20 protein-coding genes are annotated in these 20178 nt (G+C 30.7%); 3 read left to right on the top strand and 17 right to left on the bottom strand.

Annotated elements, in window-relative coordinates; translation table 11 throughout:
* Positions 1-97: 97 nt before the first annotated feature.
* From B4G36_RS13380 to B4G36_RS13370, 3 genes are all read right to left on the bottom strand, one after another.
* The gene (locus B4G36_RS13380) at positions 98-1093 is read right to left on the bottom strand and encodes an aspartate-semialdehyde dehydrogenase (protein WP_038336152.1); all 996 of its coding nucleotides are present in this window, start codon (positions 1091-1093) and stop codon (positions 98-100) included.
* 253 nt (positions 1094-1346) lie between these two features.
* Entirely contained in the window at positions 1347-2375 is a 1029-nt protein-coding gene (locus tag B4G36_RS13375; RefSeq protein ID WP_291064312.1) for a T9SS type A sorting domain-containing protein, read from the bottom strand.
* 148 nt (positions 2376-2523) lie between these two features.
* On the bottom strand, positions 2524-2934 hold the full coding sequence (locus tag B4G36_RS13370; RefSeq protein WP_171623418.1) for a BrxA/BrxB family bacilliredoxin: 411 nt from the start codon (positions 2932-2934) through the stop codon (positions 2524-2526).
* 113 nt (positions 2935-3047) lie between these two features.
* Here B4G36_RS13370 and rnpA point away from each other — a divergent pair, with 113 nt between their 5' ends.
* A complete protein-coding gene (gene rnpA, locus B4G36_RS13365) occupies positions 3048-3428 on the top strand; it encodes a ribonuclease P protein component (RefSeq protein ID WP_291064311.1) in 381 nt (126 codons plus the stop codon).
* A 44-nt stretch (positions 3429-3472) separates the two neighbouring features.
* Here the strand turns inward: rnpA and B4G36_RS13360 are convergent, their stop codons facing one another.
* From B4G36_RS13360 to B4G36_RS13305, 12 genes are all read right to left on the bottom strand, one after another.
* A complete protein-coding gene (locus B4G36_RS13360; RefSeq protein WP_125350576.1) occupies positions 3473-3673 on the bottom strand; it encodes a hypothetical protein in 201 nt (66 codons plus the stop codon).
* A gap of 14 nt (positions 3674-3687) precedes the next feature.
* Positions 3688-4302 (bottom strand): MarC family protein, encoded by a 615-nt coding sequence (locus B4G36_RS13355; protein ID WP_125350575.1) that lies wholly within the window; start codon positions 4300-4302, stop codon positions 3688-3690.
* Between the two features lie 84 nt (positions 4303-4386).
* A complete protein-coding gene (locus B4G36_RS13350; RefSeq protein ID WP_291064310.1) occupies positions 4387-5139 on the bottom strand; it encodes a LytR/AlgR family response regulator transcription factor in 753 nt (250 codons plus the stop codon).
* Between the two features lie 6 nt (positions 5140-5145).
* Complete coding sequence (locus B4G36_RS13345) at positions 5146-6615, bottom strand: histidine kinase (RefSeq protein ID WP_291064309.1); 1470 nt, start codon at positions 6613-6615, stop codon at positions 5146-5148.
* Positions 6616-6732: 117 nt separating this feature from the next.
* The gene (locus tag B4G36_RS13340) at positions 6733-7359 is read right to left on the bottom strand and encodes a hypothetical protein (RefSeq protein WP_291064308.1); all 627 of its coding nucleotides are present in this window, start codon (positions 7357-7359) and stop codon (positions 6733-6735) included.
* 158 nt (positions 7360-7517) lie between these two features.
* Positions 7518-9311 carry a BatD family protein gene (locus tag B4G36_RS13335; RefSeq protein WP_291064307.1) on the bottom strand — a complete coding sequence of 598 codons (1794 nt, stop codon included), beginning with the start codon at positions 9309-9311 and terminating at the stop codon, positions 7518-7520.
* Positions 9311-10168 carry a tetratricopeptide repeat protein gene (locus tag B4G36_RS13330; protein WP_291064306.1) on the bottom strand — a complete coding sequence of 286 codons (858 nt, stop codon included), beginning with the start codon at positions 10166-10168 and terminating at the stop codon, positions 9311-9313. Before B4G36_RS13330 ends, B4G36_RS13335 begins: the two co-directional genes overlap by 1 nt.
* A gap of 17 nt (positions 10169-10185) precedes the next feature.
* Positions 10186-11196, bottom strand: a complete 1011-nt coding sequence (locus B4G36_RS13325; protein ID WP_291064305.1) for a vWA domain-containing protein — start codon at positions 11194-11196, stop codon at positions 10186-10188.
* Positions 11196-12212 (bottom strand): vWA domain-containing protein, encoded by a 1017-nt coding sequence (locus B4G36_RS13320; RefSeq protein WP_280062594.1) that lies wholly within the window; start codon positions 12210-12212, stop codon positions 11196-11198. Before B4G36_RS13320 ends, B4G36_RS13325 begins: the two co-directional genes overlap by 1 nt.
* Positions 12213-12214: 2 nt before the next feature.
* A complete protein-coding gene (locus B4G36_RS13315; RefSeq protein ID WP_291047413.1) occupies positions 12215-13180 on the bottom strand; it encodes a BatD family protein in 966 nt (321 codons plus the stop codon).
* The gene (locus B4G36_RS13310) at positions 13180-14052 is read right to left on the bottom strand and encodes a DUF58 domain-containing protein (protein WP_286478586.1); all 873 of its coding nucleotides are present in this window, start codon (positions 14050-14052) and stop codon (positions 13180-13182) included. Before B4G36_RS13310 ends, B4G36_RS13315 begins: the two co-directional genes overlap by 1 nt.
* 25 nt (positions 14053-14077) lie before the next feature.
* Positions 14078-15079: an AAA family ATPase gene (locus tag B4G36_RS13305; protein WP_375730947.1), complete on the bottom strand. Its 1002-nt coding sequence runs from the start codon at positions 15077-15079 to the stop codon at positions 14078-14080.
* Between the two features lie 261 nt (positions 15080-15340).
* Here B4G36_RS13305 and B4G36_RS13300 point away from each other — a divergent pair, with 261 nt between their 5' ends.
* The gene (locus B4G36_RS13300) at positions 15341-15946 is read left to right on the top strand and encodes a hypothetical protein (RefSeq protein ID WP_038336180.1); all 606 of its coding nucleotides are present in this window, start codon (positions 15341-15343) and stop codon (positions 15944-15946) included.
* Between the two features lie 221 nt (positions 15947-16167).
* Positions 16168-16608, top strand: coding sequence for a hypothetical protein (locus B4G36_RS13295; protein ID WP_291050891.1), 441 nt, complete (start codon positions 16168-16170; stop codon positions 16606-16608).
* Between the two features lie 222 nt (positions 16609-16830).
* On the opposite strand, the gene B4G36_RS13290 is transcribed toward B4G36_RS13295, so the two are convergent.
* Positions 16831-18576: a hypothetical protein gene (locus tag B4G36_RS13290; protein WP_291050893.1), complete on the bottom strand. Its 1746-nt coding sequence runs from the start codon at positions 18574-18576 to the stop codon at positions 16831-16833.
* Between the two features lie 12 nt (positions 18577-18588).
* On the bottom strand, positions 18589-19740 hold the full coding sequence (locus B4G36_RS13285) for an ATP-binding cassette domain-containing protein (RefSeq protein WP_219034082.1): 1152 nt from the start codon (positions 19738-19740) through the stop codon (positions 18589-18591).
* Positions 19741-20178: the final 438 nt, after the last annotated feature.

Raw genomic sequence — 20178 nt, 5'->3', positions numbered from 1 at the left:
ATAGCGTAAAATATTTGTTAAAGTTCTGAAAACTTATTCATTAAACATAAAAAAGTCGCTACAAGAGCGACTTTATATAAGTTTTTAATTGAAAATATTATCCAACTAAATTATGTTTTACTAGATATTCTGCAATTTGAACCGCATTTGTAGCTGCTCCTTTGCGTAAATTATCCGCAACAATCCAACAATTTAATGCATTTGGTTGAGATAAATCACGACGGATACGTCCTACAAAAACATCGTCTTTCCCTTCTGAATAGAAAGCCATTGGATAAGTATTTGTGTCTGGATTATCTTGTACTGTTACACCTTCCTGTTCAGCTAATAATTTGCGAACTTCGGCTAAATCAAAATCATTCTCAAATTCAATATTCACCGACTCCGAATGTCCTCCTTGCACAGGAACACGAACCGCAGTAGCTGTAATATTCATTTCATCCACACGCATAATTTTACGAGGCTCACGAGTCAATTTCAATTCTTCTTTTGTATAACCTGTTTCTTCATCAAACACATCACAATGAGGCAATGCATTTTTGAAAATTTGGTATGGATAAACTTTCGCTACATCACGTCCTTCAATTTCTCCATTCAATTGCTCCACAGCATCTTTACCTGTTCCCGTAACTGATTGATAAGTAGAAACAACTACACGTTTAATTCCGTATTTTTTGTGTAAAGGATTAAGAACCATTACCAATTGAATCGTTGAACAGTTAGGATTTGCGATAATTTTATCATTTGTTGTTAAAATATCTGCATTAATTTCTGGTACAATCAACGGACGATCTGGATCCATTCTCCAAGCCGATGAATTGTCAATTACAGTTGTTCCAACTTCTGCAAACTTAGGCGCCCACTGTTTGGAAGTTTCTCCACCTGCTGAAAAGATTGCGATATCAGCTCGCATTTCTACAGCATCCTGCATTGATACAATTTTGTATTCCTTTCCTTTGTACTCAATAGTTTTTCCTATTGATCTTTCTGATGCTACGGGTATAATTTCAGTGATTGGAAAATTTCTTTCTTCCAAAACTTGGAGCATAACTCTGCCGACCATTCCGGTAGCGCCTACGACTGCTATTCTCATTTGTTTATCAAATAATATATTAAAAAATTTCGAATTGCTAATTTACAGATTATTTTGATACATTTTTCTCTATTTCATAGGTTTAGCAATCAATTTGATATGATATATTTTATGTTATGATGTTAATTCAGGTTTTTAAACTTTTCCTCGAATTAAAATTTATAAAACTCTTTTTTATAAGAATTTTGAACATAAAAAAAGTGGAACAAATTGCTCCACTTTTCTATAATTGTATAAAAATATTTTTCAAAAATTATTTTTTGATGATTTTTTCAATTTTCATTCCTTTATCTGTTTTGATTTTTAAAAGATAAACTCCACTTGGTAAAGATTGAACATCGATTGTTGATGATTTAATATCAACATACTTTACTGTTCTTCCTGTAAGATCTCCAATTGTAATTGATTCAATTTTTTCTGATGATGGATTATTTATTTTTACAAAATCTGACGTAGGATTTGGATAAACTTTAACTTTTGTAGTTTTATTTACTTCAGAAGTAGCTAAAGAACCAGCACCTATTTTAATATCATCTGCATAAATTTTAGTTGTTGTTGCAGCATTATCGTGTGTAACACGAATTTCATCTGTAATCATTTCTGATGCTACATCACTAGGAAAACGCTCATATGCTAATTCGTCATCAACAAAGTATTCTACTTTATTATCTTTCGTATTATATTTTATTGATAATTTATACCATGTATTTGCTGAAGCTACAAAACCTGTATCTGCATATTGTCCAACTTCATAATCGGCAACCGAAATATTTCCTTTCCCAATAATTCTTATCTGGTCAACATATGATTCTGCTGCATTATTTACCGTTGAAAATATATATGATGATACGTTATCAATTCCAACCATTACATAAACCTCTACATCGTCTAATGATTCAGCTCCTTTTGAATAAAACCCTCCCACAATTGCAGAAGATTGTTTTCCATAACGTGTATCTTTTGCCGCTAAAAATGATAATGCTCCTCCATGAAATTTATCACTAACAATGTTTTGATTTTGAACAAATGCTGTCCCTTCAGCATTAGTTCCTGTAACAGACCAACCATTTTGTTTATTAATATCTCCAAGTTTATACCCTTCAGAAACTTCAAACCCTATTGATAAATCAACAGCTTTTTTATTTAAATTATCAGTTTTTGTATTAGATTTTAATACATTACCTTCAAAATCTAATAAAGTTTTTACTGCTTTCTCTTTTTGTTGAGCGAAAGTAGCAGAAGATAAGGCGATAATTGATAAAAGCGTAAAAATTTTCTTCATAATTATTAATTTTTAGTGTTATTTCTGTTTAATATGGAATAAAACTAAACAATTACATTAAGAATACAAAATTTTAAACAATAAAAATAAAAACCCCATAATCACAATTATTACGGGTTAAATAAATCCTAATATGATTTATATCGTATTAAGCAAACTCGTTGTAAGCAGCTTTTAAATTTTCTGCAATAGCATCTGCAGAGTGTCCTTCGATATGATGACGCTCTAACATATGTACTAATTCACCATCTTTGAACAAAGCTACAGCTGGAGAACTTGGAGGAAATGGTGCAAAAAACTCACGCGCTTTTGCTACGGCATCTTTATCAAATCCTGCGAAAACTGTTGTTAAATGTGTTGGAACTTTTTCATTATTCAACGACATTACAACACCCGGGCGTGCAGCACCTGCAGCACAACCACAAACACTGTTTACCATTACCAAAGTTGTCCCTTCTTGTTTGATTGCTGCTTCTACTTGTTCTGGAGTAGTTAAATCTTCGAAACCATTAGAAGTTAACTGAGCCTTCATCGGCATTACTATTTCTGCTGGATACATATTCTTCTTTTTTTTTGTTTTAATAAAAATAAATTATTTTCAAAGTTACATAATTCTAAAACTTTTTAGAATACTTACTTTTGCAATTACAAATTTACGTAGAATTTAGCAATATGAAATTGACTTTTGGTAAGAATGAGAAACTTAAAAGCAGAAAAGCATTCGATGAATTGTTTTCTGATGGAAAAACATGTGTTTCTCATCCGATTAGATTTGTCTACAAAATCAAGCCGAAAGCGGATTACAATATAAGGGTAGCAGTGAGCGTTGGGAAAAAAAAATTCAAACACGCGGTTGATCGAAATTTATTGAAACGTCGTGCTAAAGAAGCTTACAGATTGAATAAATTGTTACTTGAACCTAATGAAAATTATTCGGTTGATTTGGTGATGATTTATACTTCTACAAAACATCAACCTTTTGAAGTAATCGAACAATCTGTCAAAACTTTATTAGAAAAATTAAACGAAGCGATACAAACAAAAAAAGATTAATCCTAGGATTAATCTTTTTCATTTATTATAAGTTGTAAAACTGTTTATTTCTTAAGATTTGCTTGCAATCTGAAAAAACTAAAGTATACAGATACTAAAATTAATCCACAAACTGATGCTCCAATTCCTAAAACGCTACGAAAGTTTTCTTCAGCCATAAAACCAGCTTTATAATCCATCTCATATAGGTTGTAACCTAAACCTATCAACAAAACGATTGTCGCGATATAAATATATGTTTTCATTAGATAATGAATTTTTAAATTTTAATTTCATTCATAAACAATGCACCAATATTTGAAGTAAATAATTTGATTGCGATTGACAATAAAATTACTCCAAATACTTTTTTCAGCACCGATAAAACGCCAGGTCCCATCCATTTTTCGAGTTTTCCTGCGAATTTCAGCACCAAATATACGATTAACATATTTAATATAATCGCTATCACAATGTTAATATCTGCAAACTGCGAACGAAGCGAAAGTACAGTTGTCAACGATCCTGCACCTGCAACTAACGGAAACGCAATAGGAACGATGGATGCAGAGTTAGATTCGACTCCTTTTTGGATTTCAATTCCCAAAATCATTTCAATAGCGATGATAAAAATCACAAATGCACCAGCCACAGCAAATGACTGAACATCAACACCAACTAATTTCAAAATTTTTGTTCCGAAAAACAAAAACGAAATCATCATAATTCCTGCTGCAATCGAGGCTTTTTCGGACTGAATATGTCCAACTTTGCTCCGAATTCCTACAATAATTGGAATACTTCCTAAAATATCGATAACTGCAAAAAGTACGGCGAAAGTTGTTCCGATTTGATTGAAAGAGAATTTCTGAAAAAATGATATTATATTTTCCATTCGTATTTAGTTATAATTAATTGGTTGATGCAAAAATAGAAGTTTTTATGAACAATTTTTCATAAAAAAGCAATAAATCAATTCTTAATCCAACCAATTCTTAAAATCTGCCACTTTTTCGCGACTCACAATCATATCTTGTTCATTGTAAGTATTCAAAATTATTTTTAATCTTGAATTAGAATACATTGTAATTTCTTTAATCGAATCGATTTGGATGATTTGACTACGATTAATTCTAAAAAACTTTTTCGGGTCGATTTGTTCTTCCACTTTATCCAACGAAAAATCTACCAAATAATTTCGGTTTTCTTTTGTATGAATATACGTTGCTTTGTTTTCGCTAAAAAAACATTCGATATTATCGATTTCTATAATTTTGATTGATGTTCCTATTTTAATCGAAAAACGTTCTTTAAATTTTTCTGTTTGATTATTCGAAAAAAGACTTTTCAATTCATTTAGATTGAAACTTGAAGATGCTTGCTGAAATTGTCTTTCAAATTTTTCAATAGCAAACTTCAATTCCTCTTCATCAACAGGTTTCAACAAATAATCAACCGAGTTTAGTTTAAACGCTTTCAATACATATTCGTCATAAGCAGTCGTAAAAATAATCGCAGACGAAACATCTACTTGATTAAAAATCTCAAATGATAACCCATCTGATAACTGAATATCCAGAAAAATTAAATCAGGATTTGGATTCGTTTTCAACCACGTCACACTTTCTTCTACAGAATGCAACATTTCATGTATTTGATAACCCAATTTTTCTACACGTCGCTTTAATAAACGCGCAGCAGGCTTTTCATCTTCTATAATTAGTATTTTCATCACTGATTATTGCCACTTTTTATTTTGCTCTTTTTCCAAGATTTCTTTGGCTTTATTTTCTTCCCAACCAGAACCATACGCAAAAACTTTTACAGCATTTAGCGCTACGCCCAATCCCCAACCTAAAACTGGCCAATAAAACCACCAATGCCCGTTACTTGTAACTAAATTGAGAATAAAAAAGAATAAACTCATTACAATATAAGTTCCTAAATGTGCATAAAACTTTTTCAATTCTTTTGCGCGTTCTATTGCACGTTGATAAGCTTGTTGTTCGTCAAAATTTTGTGTATTCATAGTTTTATTTTTTTGTGTTAATATGGGAAGTTCTACACGAAATATTTGTTCATTTTTTTCGATATCTACTTCTCGATTAGAAATTAATTGATAACGATTAATAATATTTTTCAGTCCAATTCCTGTCGAATCTTTTATGGTTTCTTTTGGTTGGAAAGAATTTTCAATTATCAAATAATTATCTTTTTTATAAATTTTAATTTTTAATGGTTTTTGTTCCGAAACCACATTATGTTTGATTGTGTTTTCTAATAAAATCTGCAAAGAAAGTGGCACAATAAATTCGGTTTCAGAGAAAGTTATTTGTTCAATTTCGAAATCGATGCTATTTTCAAATCTTAATTTTAGAAGGTTGACATAGGTTTTTGCAAAATTTATTTCTTCTTGAATCGACACAACTTCTTTGTCTTTTTGTTCTAAAACATATCGATAAATCTTAGAAAGTGATGTTGTAAAATCTATTGCATTCTCTGGATTCTCTTCTATTAAACCAGTTAAAACATTCAAACTATTGAATAAAAAATGTGGGTCTAATTGATTTTTTAAGGTTTCGAATTGTGCAGTTGCTGTTTCTGCTTTTGTTGATTCTATGACAATTTTACGTTCTAATTTATTTTTTTTTCGATCGATAATAAAGAATAAAAACAAAAAGAAAACCGTGATAACTGCAACTAAAAGATAATTGATCGATTGATCGTAAAAAATATATTTCTGCAAAAGGAGATTCGCAAACTCCACGAATACATAATACAATACCAACGTATAAATAATAGAACGTAAAAAATACTTTCTTAAAACTTTTTCTGGTTTAGGCGAATCTGGTACATCTGTTCTATATTCATTAAAAACGCTTGTATTCACAAAAGATGCTGCAACACTGAACGAAAAATATCCGATAAAATATTTGATAGCTTCTGGATGAAAAAATTGATTGAATGATACATTTGGAGATGTAAAAAATATCACGCTATAAATCAAAACATTGATTACAAATAGAATCAAAATATTACGAACAATTAACTTTTTGTCAGAAACAATAATTCCCTCAATGAATTTGTAAACAATAAATCCTAAGGCTATAAATTTCGTAGAATGACCAACTAATTTACCTAACTCAAAAGATGATGTTATAGGATATACCGATTCACTTTCATTTAATATATATATAAATAATATCAATGAAATTAGAATAGAAAAAATTGTTATTAATCTTTTATTATATGGTTCCATATCAAGCAATCAAATTAATTAACCAAAAAATAATTTCGTGAATAAATTGTGCAACTAAAGCTATCATTATAGTACGTTTTTACATTCGTTATTCAACAAGGCTTCGGCACGATCTTTTCCCCATATCGGTTCATTATTCTTTGGCTTTTCAGTATCGAATAAAGCTAAAGATTTTTTTACATTTTTACAATCTTGTGTAATATCCATTCCGCTATATTTTGCAGCATTGATATTGAACTCAGCCAAACCTAAAACAGAACGCGGATTAGTAGGGTCTAACATCAACGATTTTTGATAGATTTGTACTACTTCTGGATAATAAATTGCTCCATTTTGCATTGGATTCTGCACAATTTCTGCTGTTAAATACAAGGCTTTTAAATTGAGAATTTCTACATTTAATGGATTATTTCTGACTAAATCATCGATTTGAGTTTTTACATTCAAAAGAATTTCTTCATTTTTAGTAATATCTTTTGATTCGAACGTTTTCAAAACTTCAGAAAAAGTCAAGTAATATTTAGGCAACCATTCATTTGGATAATCATTTATTAATTGCTTAAAATTAACTTCAGAAGAATGATTTCCTTTGTTCCATTCCGTTAAAGTTTTATTCATATCTGATTCAAATTTATTTTGTGCAAAAGTTGATACAGTGAATAAAATTGCGATTGTTAAGAAAATTGTTTTCATCATTTGTGTTTTTTAATTTGTTGAGTCAAAGTTCTTACAAACACTTTTCGTTTGAAATTATATGTTACCGAATTGTAAAATATGATGAATGAATTGTAAAATAAAAGGGACAACTCAAAACTGAGATTGTCCCTTTTACTATCTAAAAAACTTGAAATTTATTTTCGTAATAATTCTTCGGAAATATTTAGCGTTGCTTCGAAAACTTCTTCTAAATTTTGATGCAAACCACCAAGGGCATATTTAGCTTGTCGTGCGTTGTTCAGCAACAATTTCCATTGTTCTACAGCTAATTCGCTCACACCATTTTCGATCAATTTATTTGCAATCACCTCGTCAGAAAAATGAGCTAAATCTGTATTCGTTTTTAATAGCGCGGCATTACACAAAATATTTTCTTGTAATTGATAAAAATCTTTTTGGTCTTCAACGTTTATTTTTTGCTTCAATTCATCTAATTCAGCAGAAATTTGATTCGAATTTATCGTTGGTTTTTCAACCAAAGTAAACTTTTGGGTTTCTGTTTTTGGTTGAAAAGCTTCGTAATTATTTTGCTCGTTAAGCGGTTTTATTTTTGGTTCTATTGTTTGCTTTTGTGTCGAATTATTTTTCTTTCTCATCAAAAATAAACTTCCGGCACTCAATGCAATTAAGCCACCTGTTAACCACAACCAACCGCTTTTTCCTTCTTTTACATCATTCGTCATTTCTTCTATTTTTTCAGAAATTGTCGAATCTGGTGAATTAGATGCCATAGCAGTTGCAGAAGAAGTTTTAGAACCTGAAACAGACAAATTAATCGAATCTGATTTCAAGGTTACATATTTCTCTTTAACAGGATCGAAATAACTAAATTCTACAGGCGAAATCGTATATTCTCCTCCAAAATTTGGTACAAGAACTGTTTGCTCAGCAACTTTTCCTTTCATTCCTGTATCATAGGTTTTATATGCATCACGTTTTTTCGGCGCAAATTTTTCTAAATTTTTTGGTGTTGTAATTTCAGGTAAATTAATGGTATTAAAGTTTCCTGTTCCAATAATTTCGACATCAAAATTTACACTTTCATTGGTAGCAACTTCTTTTTTATCAACCGAAGCATTCATTTTAAATTGACCAACTGCACCGCTAAAATTCTTTGGTTTTCCTTCTTCTGGAAGCGCTTTTGCATTAATCACAACTGGATTACTACGCACTTCTACAGGCTCCGCACCATATGTTGTTGGTAACACCACATCTACCGAAAACGGATCAATTTCTATCTTTCCTGGTTTTTGAGGAAAAACATAATAACGTGCAATTTCTTCAGAGAAATATTGTTTTCCTCCTACAATTTCTTGCTTGATATTTTCGGGAGAACTTTTAACTATTTTTGGGCTTAATCCGTCTAAATTTCCTTGACGAAAGTTTTGTTTACGATTAAGATAAGATAAATCTTTTACGTATAATTTTACTGATAAACCAACTTGTTCGTTTACATAAGGATTCGTTTTCGAAACTTTACTTTGCAGAAAGACTGGTTGAGAAGTATTACTTCTAAAATTATTGTGCGTCAATCCTGTTCCTTTCACTACAACATCGACAGGTTTCGATGTATAGGTTTTTCCATTAATCACAATCTTAGCAGCTCCAATGTGGTATTTACCTTCTTTTTCAGCAACAAAAGCAAGGATAATTCCTTCTTCTATCACTCCTTTTCCATTCACATAAGAAACATTTTGCGAGCGTTGTTCACCTACAATTTGTAATCCATTATGTGGAGGATATTTCATTGGTTGATCAATCGAATAACTATCTGTATTAGATTCGATAAAAAAGCCCACGCTAAATGCTTCTCCTAAACTGACCTGCGTTTTGTCTGCATCAGATTTAAAAGAAATTTGTTGTGCTAACGCTGTGATAGACGTTAAGGCAAACACTAAAAAGCTATTTAAAACGCTTGTCGTTGTCATTACCAATCCTTAGATGTTGTTGTTCGTTGTTTTTCTGCTTTTTGTTGAATAATTTTTCGTTGGGTTTTGGCTTCCTGATTTTGCAATGCTTTTAGCAAACCGTCTCCCAAATTATTCTTTGCATTATCTTGTTCTTTTCCGTCTCCATTATTTCCTTGTTTGATTTCTGGAGATTGATTATTTCCTTGTCCTTTATTGTTTCCATTTTCACCACCAGCTTTCGGATTTCCTCCTTGATTTTGCTGTTTCTGCTGATCAGATTGTTGTTGTTGAGATTGATTCTGATTTTGCTTTTGGTTATTTTGGTTTTGTTGATTCTGTTTATTTTGCTGCTGTTGTTGTTTTTGCTGATTATTTTGATCTTGTTTGTTTTGATCTTTATTATCCTTATTATTTTGATCTTTTTGTTTCTCACGTTCTTTTTCTAACATTTTTTTTGCTAATGCATAGTTGTAACGTGTTGCATCATCTTTTGGATCATTTCGTAAGGCTTGTTTGTAATTATCAACAGCATTTTGATAATCTTTTTCCTGCATAAAAGCATTTCCCAAATTGTGATAAGCTAAATGTTTATCATTATTCGTTTTTGATATTTCAGCAGAACGTTTGTAATGCGCTATACTTTCTTTGTAACGTTTTTGTTGAAATAAAGCATTTCCTAAATTGTAATTTGCTTTGACAGAAGTTGGATCTTCCATGGCAGCTTTCTTGTAGGCAACTTCTGCATTATCAAATTTTCCTTTTTGATAATACTCGTTTCCTTCAATAATGTAGCTTTTCGCTTTCGATTGACTATAACCAAAAACGGATAAAAGCATTATTCCTAAAAATCCTATTTGTTTTAAAAAGTACATCATTTTACCATACAAACTTACTATTTCTTTTTGTTAAAAATCTTATATTCAGATGTTAATAATTCCACAAAAAGTAAACAAACCGCAACCGCTAAAAACCACTGATAAATATGATTCATATCTCTTGTTGTAGAGTTAGCAATTTCGTTTTTATCTAATCGGGCTTTATACATTGATAATGCAGATAATGCATCTTGCGTATTATCCAAATGAATGTAAGTTCCGTTTGTATCTTGTGCCAATTCGCGAAGATTTTTATCTTCTAATTTTGTAATAACTATAGAACCTGTTTCGTCCTTTTTATAGTCTTCAGCGTAGCCATTGTAATACATCGGAATTGGAGCTCCTTTATCTGTTCCAACACCAACTGTTACAATATGAATTCCGTTATCTTTTGCTATTTTAGATGCTTGATTAACTGTATTTTCGTTGTCTTCTCCATCCGAAATTAACACAATTAATCTACTTGTATTCGCCGATCCTTTGAATGTTTTTGCAGCTTCCTGAATCGCATTTAAGTAATTTGTTCCTTGACTCGAAATTAACTCAGTATTAACATTTTGCAAATAACTTTCGATTGCAGCATAATCATTTGTCAATGGAGAAATTGTGTAAGCATTCGCTGCAAACGCAACCAAAGAAGCTCGATCTCCGCCTAATTGATGTAATGTTTCTGTGATTAATTTTGTTGCTTTTTCTAAACGAGAAGGAGCGACATCTTGTGCATTCATCGAACTTGATAAATCTAACAAAAAAACCATATCAATTCCTTCGCGTTTTACTTGCACATCTCGTTCACCATAAAGTGGATCCATCAATGCAATGACCATTAAAAATAAAGCCACACAAAATGCAATAATTTTGAAGCCATAACGCTTTGAAGATGTGATTGGAAAAACAAATGGAAATAATTCTTTATCTGCAAATGTTTTCTTTACACGTTCGCGCCATTGAAATACTGTTATCGATAAAAATATAACGATAAACAATAAAATCATCAACCAAATATTATGTAATTCTCCCCACTGCATTAGATTAATTCTTTAAAAACGGTTCTTCGTAAAATGGCTTCTAATACCAAAATGATGAATGCAGGCAATAAGAATCGTGCAAACAATTCGGTATAATTATAATATTTGACTTCGTTAATTTCTGTTTTTTCAAGTTTGTCAATTTCGTCATAAATGTTTTTCAAACTTTCATTGTTTGTTGCACGGAAATATAAACCTCCCGTTTTATCTGCAACTTCTTCTAACAATTTTTCGTCAATTTGTACAGGACGCATCTCAAAAACATAATCACCTAACATATCGTAACCAACAGGCATAGGTGCCATTCCGTTTGTTCCAATACCAATTGTATACACTTTTATTCCTTTCTCTGCTGCAATATCAGCGGCTTGTCTTGGCGAAACATACATTAAATCTCCAGAAGGATTTACACTTTCAACACCATCTGTAATCAAAATAACTACTTTAGATTTTGCCTTACTATTTTTGAGATGATTAACAGCTGTTGCTAAACCAACTCCAATTGCTGTTCCATCAGCCAAACTACCTGAATGTAACATTTCAATTTCTTGCGTCAAAACATCACGATCTGTTGTTAATGGAACACGTGTCAAAGCTTCTCCAGAATATTCGACCAAACCAACTCTGTCCGTTTTTCTTCCAAGTGAAAAGTCTTTTGCAACTTCTTTTAACGCAGTTAAACGATCTGGTTTCAAATCGCGCGCTAACATACTCAACGACGTATCTACAGTCAATAAAATATCAACTCCTTCGTCCGATTTTACTTTTGTTGTAACATCTACATAACGCGGACGAGCCAAGGCAACAATGCACAAAGCCATTGCGATAATTCGCATCAAAAATAAAAGTGGTTTGTACGTCGCTAACGAACTTTTTGCACCTCCAAATGCTTTGAGCGAAGGTAATTTTAAGGATGCTTTTTTCTGGCTCGTTTTGCGAATTTCTCTGAAAATAAAGAAAGGCAAAGCAAGCAATAAGAGTAAGATCCAAGGATTTTGAAACTCAAAATTTAGCATTCCTAATTGTTATTAAACTGTTTATATTTTTCTCCCGTCACTTGATCTTTTTTCAAATCTTCGTTCTCCGGAATTTCTAATGGTTTTACACGATCTACAAATTCATCTACCCAATTTCGGTGCGAAATATTTGTTGGTTCATCAAATTCTTGTTTTGCGAATTTTACCAAATCAGCATCGAACAAAAATTGTTTAAATTTCTGCACATCTTCTGGTAAAACATCTGGTTTTGTCGCAACATATTTTACCAAATCATCCGACAAAATTTCTAATGCCGAAAAGTTATAAATACGTCCTAAATATCGTCTTACAATAAATGATAATTGCGTGTAATATTCTTTTTGTTCACCACGTTTCAAATATTTCTTAGCATCCAAGGCTTTCAGACTTGCTTTCGCTTCGTCATAAGGCGTTTTGTACGAATCTTTGCCAGATAATTTCGATTTTGCGCGAACATATAATACAACCAAAACAATTCCGATAATAAATAAAATCAACGCAATAATGCCGTACAACCAATATTTATTCCAATAATCTCCAATAGAATATTCTTCTTCCATTACAGGTTTTATCGGGAAAATTGCATTTTTCGTTGTATCAACTGCAATATCTTGAATATCAATTTCAAGTTGTTTTGTTGTTAAATCTTTTCCATTTTTCTGAATGATAAATGACGGAATATTAAATTTACCTGCATCATATCCAGTCAATTCTAAATGTTGAACAATTTCAGATTTTCCATCCGTTTTTACAGTGTCAATTTTTTGACCTAAAACTTCGATGTGATGATTAATTGAATCTGAAATCGTAGGAAAAACAACTTTATCTCCTTCTTTGTAATCAATTTTCACTTCATATTGGATTGGCTCGCCAATTTTGATTGTCGTGCGATCTAATTTTGGCGTAATTTCTTGCGCAAACGAAAATTGAAGGATAAAAAAACTTACTAAAAGCAATAAATTCTTCATTAGGCTTTATGACTTTTAAAGTAGTTTAACAATGGGCGAACATAATCTTCGTCGGTACGAATACTGATTGCGCCTGAATGATTTTTTTTGAAAATAGATTGATAACGTTGATCTAAATCGCGATAATATTGCGCATATTGTTGACGCAATTTCTTCGATGAAGTATCAATCAAGCGGATTTCACCTGTTTCGTTATCTTGCACATGAACCAAACCTACATCTGGAAAAGATTGTTCTTTTTCATCATAAACTCTAATTCCAGTCACATCATGTTTTTTTGCCACGATTCGCAATGCTTTTTCATAATCAGACGAATCAATAAAATCTGAAAGAATAAAAACATTTGATTTTCGGCGAACCAAATTCATAAATGTTTCCAAAGTCGCTGCTAAATCAGTTTTCTTGCTTTTTGGCTCATACGAAACAATTTCTCTCACCAAACGCAACACATGTTGTTTTCCTTTTTTGGGTGGAATAAATTTCTCCACTTGATCCGAATATAATATCAAACCAACTTTATCATTATAGGTAATTGCCGAAAAAGCCAATGTAGCGCTCAATTCAGCAATCGTTTCCATTTTAATTTGTTTTCGTGTTCCAAAGTTTTCAGAATTCGAAACATCAACCAATAAAAACATGGTTAATTCTCGTTCTTCTTCAAAAACTTTTACATAAGGTTCGCTATACCGAGCCGTTTTATTCCAATCGATATTACGAACGTCATCACCATATTGATAAGGACGAATTTCACTAAAAATCATACCTCTTCCTTTGAATGAACTGTGATATTCACCCATAAAAAGGTTGCTCGCTTTACGCTTGCTTTTTAGCTCAATACGTTTTACACGTTTGATGATTTCTTTTGCATCCAAAGTTTAAATGATTTTGAATAATGGTTTAAGGAACTGGAACAACATTAAGAATATTGTCGATAATTTCTTCTGGTGTAACATTTTCTGCTTCTGCTTCGTAGCTAATTCCGATACGGTGACGCAACACATCTTTTGCCATTGCACGTACATCGTCTGGAATAACATAAGCGCGTTTGCGTAAAAATGCATACACTTTTGAAGCTTGTGCCAAATTGATCGATCCACGAGGCGAAGAACCAAACGAAATCATTGGAACCAATTTTTCTAATCCAACTTTTTCTGGAAAACGAGTCGCGAAAATAATATCCAAAATATATTTTTCAATTTTTTCGTCCATATAAACTTGTTTCACCATTTCGCGCGCATCCAACAATTCTTGAATAGAGATTACTTTCTCAATTTTTGGAAAAGATTGATTAATCGAATTTCTTAAAATCAAACGTTCTGCTTCAAATTCTGGATAATTAATGACAGTTTTCAACATAAAACGGTCAACTTGCGCTTCTGGCAAAGGATAAGTTCCTTCTTGTTCCACCGGATTTTGAGTCGCCAAAACCAAGAAAGGTTTTTGTAACAGATACGTTTCATCACCAATTGTTACTTGACGCTCTTGCATTGCTTCTAACAAGGCAGATTGTACTTTTGCAGGCGAACGGTTAATCTCATCAGCTAAAACAAAATTGGCGAATATTGGTCCTTTTTTGATTCTAAAATCGTTTTCTTTTACATTATAAATAAGTGTCCCCACAACATCGGCAGGTAACAAATCTGGTGTAAATTGTATACGAGAAAAAGATCCATCAACAGCATCAGATAATGTTTTAATAGCTAATGTTTTTGCTAATCCAGGAACACCTTCTAATAAAACGTGTCCATTTCCAAGTAATCCGATTAATAGACTTTCAATCATTTTTTCTTGTCCAATAATCGCTTTATTTATTTCCGATGTCAACCTTGCAATGCTTTCGCTTTTTGCTTCTATTTGTTGGTTTAGTTGTTGTATATCCAAAATTTCGTTGAAATTAATGTTTATATTATTGATTCAAATTTCCTCTAAAATTAACAAATACAATTGATTTAGAAATTAAAACTTTCATACAATATTGTTAAACTTTGTTAAGACAAAAGTAGTGTACCAAACGTTTTGATTATTATTTTCAGTAAAATTTTTCCAAGACTTACAAACTATTTATAAACAATAAACGTTTCTAAATAATATTTCTTTAAATGATTATACAATAACTATTTAAAGAATATTTATATTTTGCTGAAATTTATTAAAACTATTATGAAAAACTATTTATTATTAATCATTATTGTACTCGGTTCAAACATTTATGCTCAAAAAGAGAAAGTAAAATCTGGTACTGTCGATTTCTTAAAAGGACAATCTAAAATGAAAGTTATTTTTGACTATTCAAATCTAAAAATTAATGCAGATAGCATTACAGAAGCAGAATATGTTCAAAAAAAGATTGTTGATCTAAATGGCAAAAATGCTGGAAATGGAGATATTTGGAATGATAAATGGACTGGTGCAAAAGAGTCTATCTGGGAACCAAAATTTATGGAGTTATTAACTAAATATGGTGCAAAATCTACTGGAATTTCATTCTCTGAAAACGCTACAGATGCTCCTTACACAATGATTGTTAAAGTTGATTGGATTTATCCAGGTTGGGATGCATTTGTAATGAAACAAGCTGCAAAAGTATCTACAACTATTACTATTGTTGATTCTAATAATTTTGAAGATAAAAAATTTGTTGTCAATTATAAAGAAGCTCCAGGAACTCAATTCGGTAATAATTATAGTGATGAATCGAGAATTGGAGAAGGGTTTGCAAAAACTGCTAAAACTTTTTCTAAAATGTTAGAGAAAAAAATAAAATAATCTTTCAAAAAAATATATCAAAATCCATTCGATAAAGAATGGATTTTTTTATTTAATAAATTTGACAATTTTGTTAAAAACTTTAATAAATCTTTTATTTCACCGCTACTTAATACTCGTTTACCTCAATATTTTTGACGTCTTTTTTTTGTGTTGCAACTTTGTTTCAAGAAAAATGAAAAGAATATAATTCTAACATTTAGTTATAAAAAACATAGATTATGAAAAAAGTATTTTTATTAGCAAGCATGATGATGGTAATGACATTATCGGCACAAGAAAGACCACAACAAGGTGAACGATCTGGAAATAGAAAAGAGCAAAGAGAACGCCCAACTGTAGATCAACAATTGAAAGAATTTGATCAATATAATTTGAGTTCTGCTCAAAAGAAAAAAGTAAAATCGTTGTTAGAGAGTAGAGATTCTGACATGAAAAAAGAGTTTACAAACAGAGACAAAAATTCTACTCAAAAAGGAGAAAGAGGCTCTCGACCAGAAAAAGGTACAAACGATTTTGATACTAAATTAGAGAAAATTTTAGACAAAAATCAGTTCAATCAATACAAACAAGATCGTGAAAAGCGTATGAAATCTAATAAATTTAGTATGCACAAAAAACGTGATGCGAAAGGAAATAGACCTTCGTCTAAATGTGCATAAAATCATAAAAATTAGGGTTAACCTACAAATTTTGATGGTTAACCTCTATTAATTTAAATTTTGAAAGAATATTTTAAAATTTGTGTGAGTTTAAAAATTATTATTGATTAACACAATGTGTTATTTCATTTCATAAGTAAGTTTTTTTAAAGTAGTTTTTAAAATTCATTTTCATTCAATTATCAAGTGAAAAGCGAGCCGATTTAGCTCGCTTTTCTTTTTTTATTCTTCTGGCATTGCTTGCCATTTTTTGTAAAGATTGATGATGAAATAAAAACTTATTAAATATAAAATTGGATTGATGTAAAGAAAAATTTCTGCAAATTCTTGTAACAGCAATAATTCTTTATTTGTTTGTCTAAACTCATAAATATTCATATGTTTATTTGCTTCATATAACATTTCTTCACGCAAATCTGTGTAAAAACTAAGCATCACAATTCCAATAAAAATATTGGTCGCAACAAACCAATTAAGATTAACACCTGTCAAAACTTTATATTTTTTGGAACGTAAGCCAATTAGTGTAGTCACTATAAATGCAATGTAAAAAACAAATAAAATAATATAAGGTGTGAATTGTGTATAACCAATACTTGCATCGATAGAAATTCCGAAAACGCTTCCTAAAATTGCCAAAATTCCTGCGCCAATCAATGAAATTAACCAAACTTTGAACGAACTAAATCTGAATGTAATAATAAGAACGGTAATAACTAAAGCGATTAGTAAATAGTACTGAATATGTTCTAACCAAGTGGAACTATATTTCGAAAACTCAATATTTTCATACACTTTGTTTAAACTATCTTGGTGGATATAATCATTCAGTTTTTTATCTACAGTTTGATAAGGATCAATATAATTCAATTTATGATCAATGAAATAATACGGATATTGAGGCAAATAATCAATCCACTTTTTATGTTTGAACTGATACCCAATTTCTTGCTTTTTTAATAAATCGGTATAATTATTCAATAAATTTTCAATTACTTTTCGATCATTTTTTTGCAACAAAGCAATCCATTGTCCATCATAAAATTGATGATTTAAAGTAGAATCTTTCGGATTGTTAAAAGCCAAAACACTATAATTATACAAACTTGCTAAGTTGTAATAAACATCTGGTTTTCCACCAGAATTTAATGTTACTGCAGCAGAATCGACAACAGCATAAGTTGAATCTACAGCTACTGTAGTAGGATAGTCCATTTCTTCTTGAAATGAATCTGTAGATGAATTATTCTTTTTAAGAGGTTGATACGTTTGATTAAAATTAATTTTAGAATAACTAAATCGATCCGGAAAATAATCTCTTAATAAGGTTTCAAATTCAGGATTTCTGAAATACGGATCCAAAAAAGCATCATATGAGTATGTTGGATTTTTTCTTAAATATTCTCTCTTATTTTTTTCATATAATTCTCTTGTTTCTTTTTCCGAAACCAACGAATCAAAAGCTGGAACAGGCAAATTTCTCGAATAATTATCGTACCCAAAATTTGGTTGCAACGTAAAACCTTGCGCTCTATTGATAATATCGATATCTTTCAAATATTGCTCTTCAGTTATATAATTTGAAACACGAAATTTAAGACCAGTTTTGAACGAATTTGGTACATAAAACATCAAAAATATAATGAAGAAAACGGCCAAAAATTCTTTGAATAAATAATTTCTTGAGGTTGGATAATTTGATTTGAAACGATTATTTTTTATATAGAAATACAACCAAATAACGCCGATAATGACACCAATTAATAGGTAATAAATAAAAATTCCTGAGTTGAAAAACACTTCATAAAGTCCAGTTTCTTGCAGTTGAGATTTTTTAGTAAAAAACAAAAAACCATTGATAAATGCAATCAAGTTGAAAACTAAAACCGTCAACAAAATCCAAATAAATTTCAGATTCCAAATCAATGGATATTTGGTAATTAAAGTTTGATTTATTTTTTTGAACATAGTTGGTTGGTTTTAATTGACAAAAAAGCGACGACTTGATTTCGAAATATCTCGAATATATTTTACTTTCAATAATGATTTTCCGATTTCAGACAAAATCATATTCATTGAAATTTCATCATCAAAATATGCGATATATGATCCTCCATTGAATTTTATCTGTTTAATTTCGATGTTAGATAAAGCTGTTAATAACTCTTCTTTGGTATTTTCAACATCAATTTCAACAATCGTAAAATCACCTTCCAAATCATTTGTATCTCCTTGTATTTTAAGCTTTCCTTGCTCTAAAAAGAGAACTTCTGTCGATACTTTTTCAACTTCGTACAATTGTTGAGAACTCAAAATAACACCAAAAGGATTTCGGATTGATTGTGATAAAAATTTCAAATCTTCAAGAATAATTTGTTGTGCCAAAATATCTAAATTAGCCAAAGGCTCATCTAACAACAATACTTTTGGACGACGCAATAACGTTCGCGCGAGCTCGAATCGCATTTTATAACCAGACGACAATTGTCGCCATTGCAAATCCTTGTAAGGCCAAAGCCCCAAACGCGCCAACATAACATTCGCTAATAACCTATTTTCTTCGTTGTAAATATCATAACATGTCAAGGTAAATTGCAGATTTTCCATCAACGAACCATATAAAACTTCGATTCGTTGCGGCACATAAACTAATTTTGTTTTCAGCTCAAAACTAAACGGTTTTGCTTTAGAAAAATGATAAATTATTTCGCCAGAAGTTGGTTTCAATTCACCACAAATTAAACGTAATAAAGTCGTTTTTCCATTTCCATTCTCTCCAACTAATCCAACAACTTCTCGTGATTTCAAATCAAAAGTAATGGGATGGAGTTTAAAATTTCGACGATGATAAGCTTTTTCAACATTGTTGGTTGATATCAATGTTTCTTCTTTCTGAAAGGGAGGAGGAGAAGCTTGTTTTAACTTTTCCACCAATTGTAAAGCCTGCGTTATTTTATTTTCGTTCGTAGAATTTTCGGTGTAATAAAGATCCGAATAGGAGATAATCTCTTTGTAAAAAGATTTCTCACCCAAATCCAACACGCAATCAATTAATCGGCGATAGCCCAAATCAAGATCATTGTGCTGCAAATGATTTTCTACTTCGTTTAGTCGTTGGTTAAATTCATTCATAGATTGATTATTAAATCATTACGAATATAACAATCCTTTTCTATAAATAAAATGGCTAATTGTAGGGAGATTTCAGTTTCAACAATTTTTGATAAACTTTCTTAATTACTTTTTAATTCATTATTTATCAAGTTTTTATAATTAACAATTTTAACTTTATTAAATCAATTTAGTTCTAAAATCATCATTATTCACAAGTTTTAATAAAGTCTATTCATAACTTTTTAATTCATTTATATTGAATAGTTTACTATTAACAATTTGAGTAATTAATCAAGTTATAAACATTCTTTTTATAACTCAGTTGAAAAGTAGTTAATTTATTAAATAACAAGTGATTACTATTAACAATTTTAGAATCATTGAGATTCCTCCTAACGTTGGAATGGCAGAAAATTTGATGCTAAAAAAAATGTCATTCTGATTTCTATGACAAAA

It is taken from the genome of Empedobacter sp. UBA3239, from assembly GCF_002362875.1.
Taxonomy (GTDB): Bacteria; Bacteroidota; Bacteroidia; order Flavobacteriales; family Weeksellaceae; genus Empedobacter; species Empedobacter falsenii_B.
The sequence above is the reverse complement of the archived record's forward strand: the minus strand, read 5'-3'. Positions and strand labels throughout refer to the sequence as shown.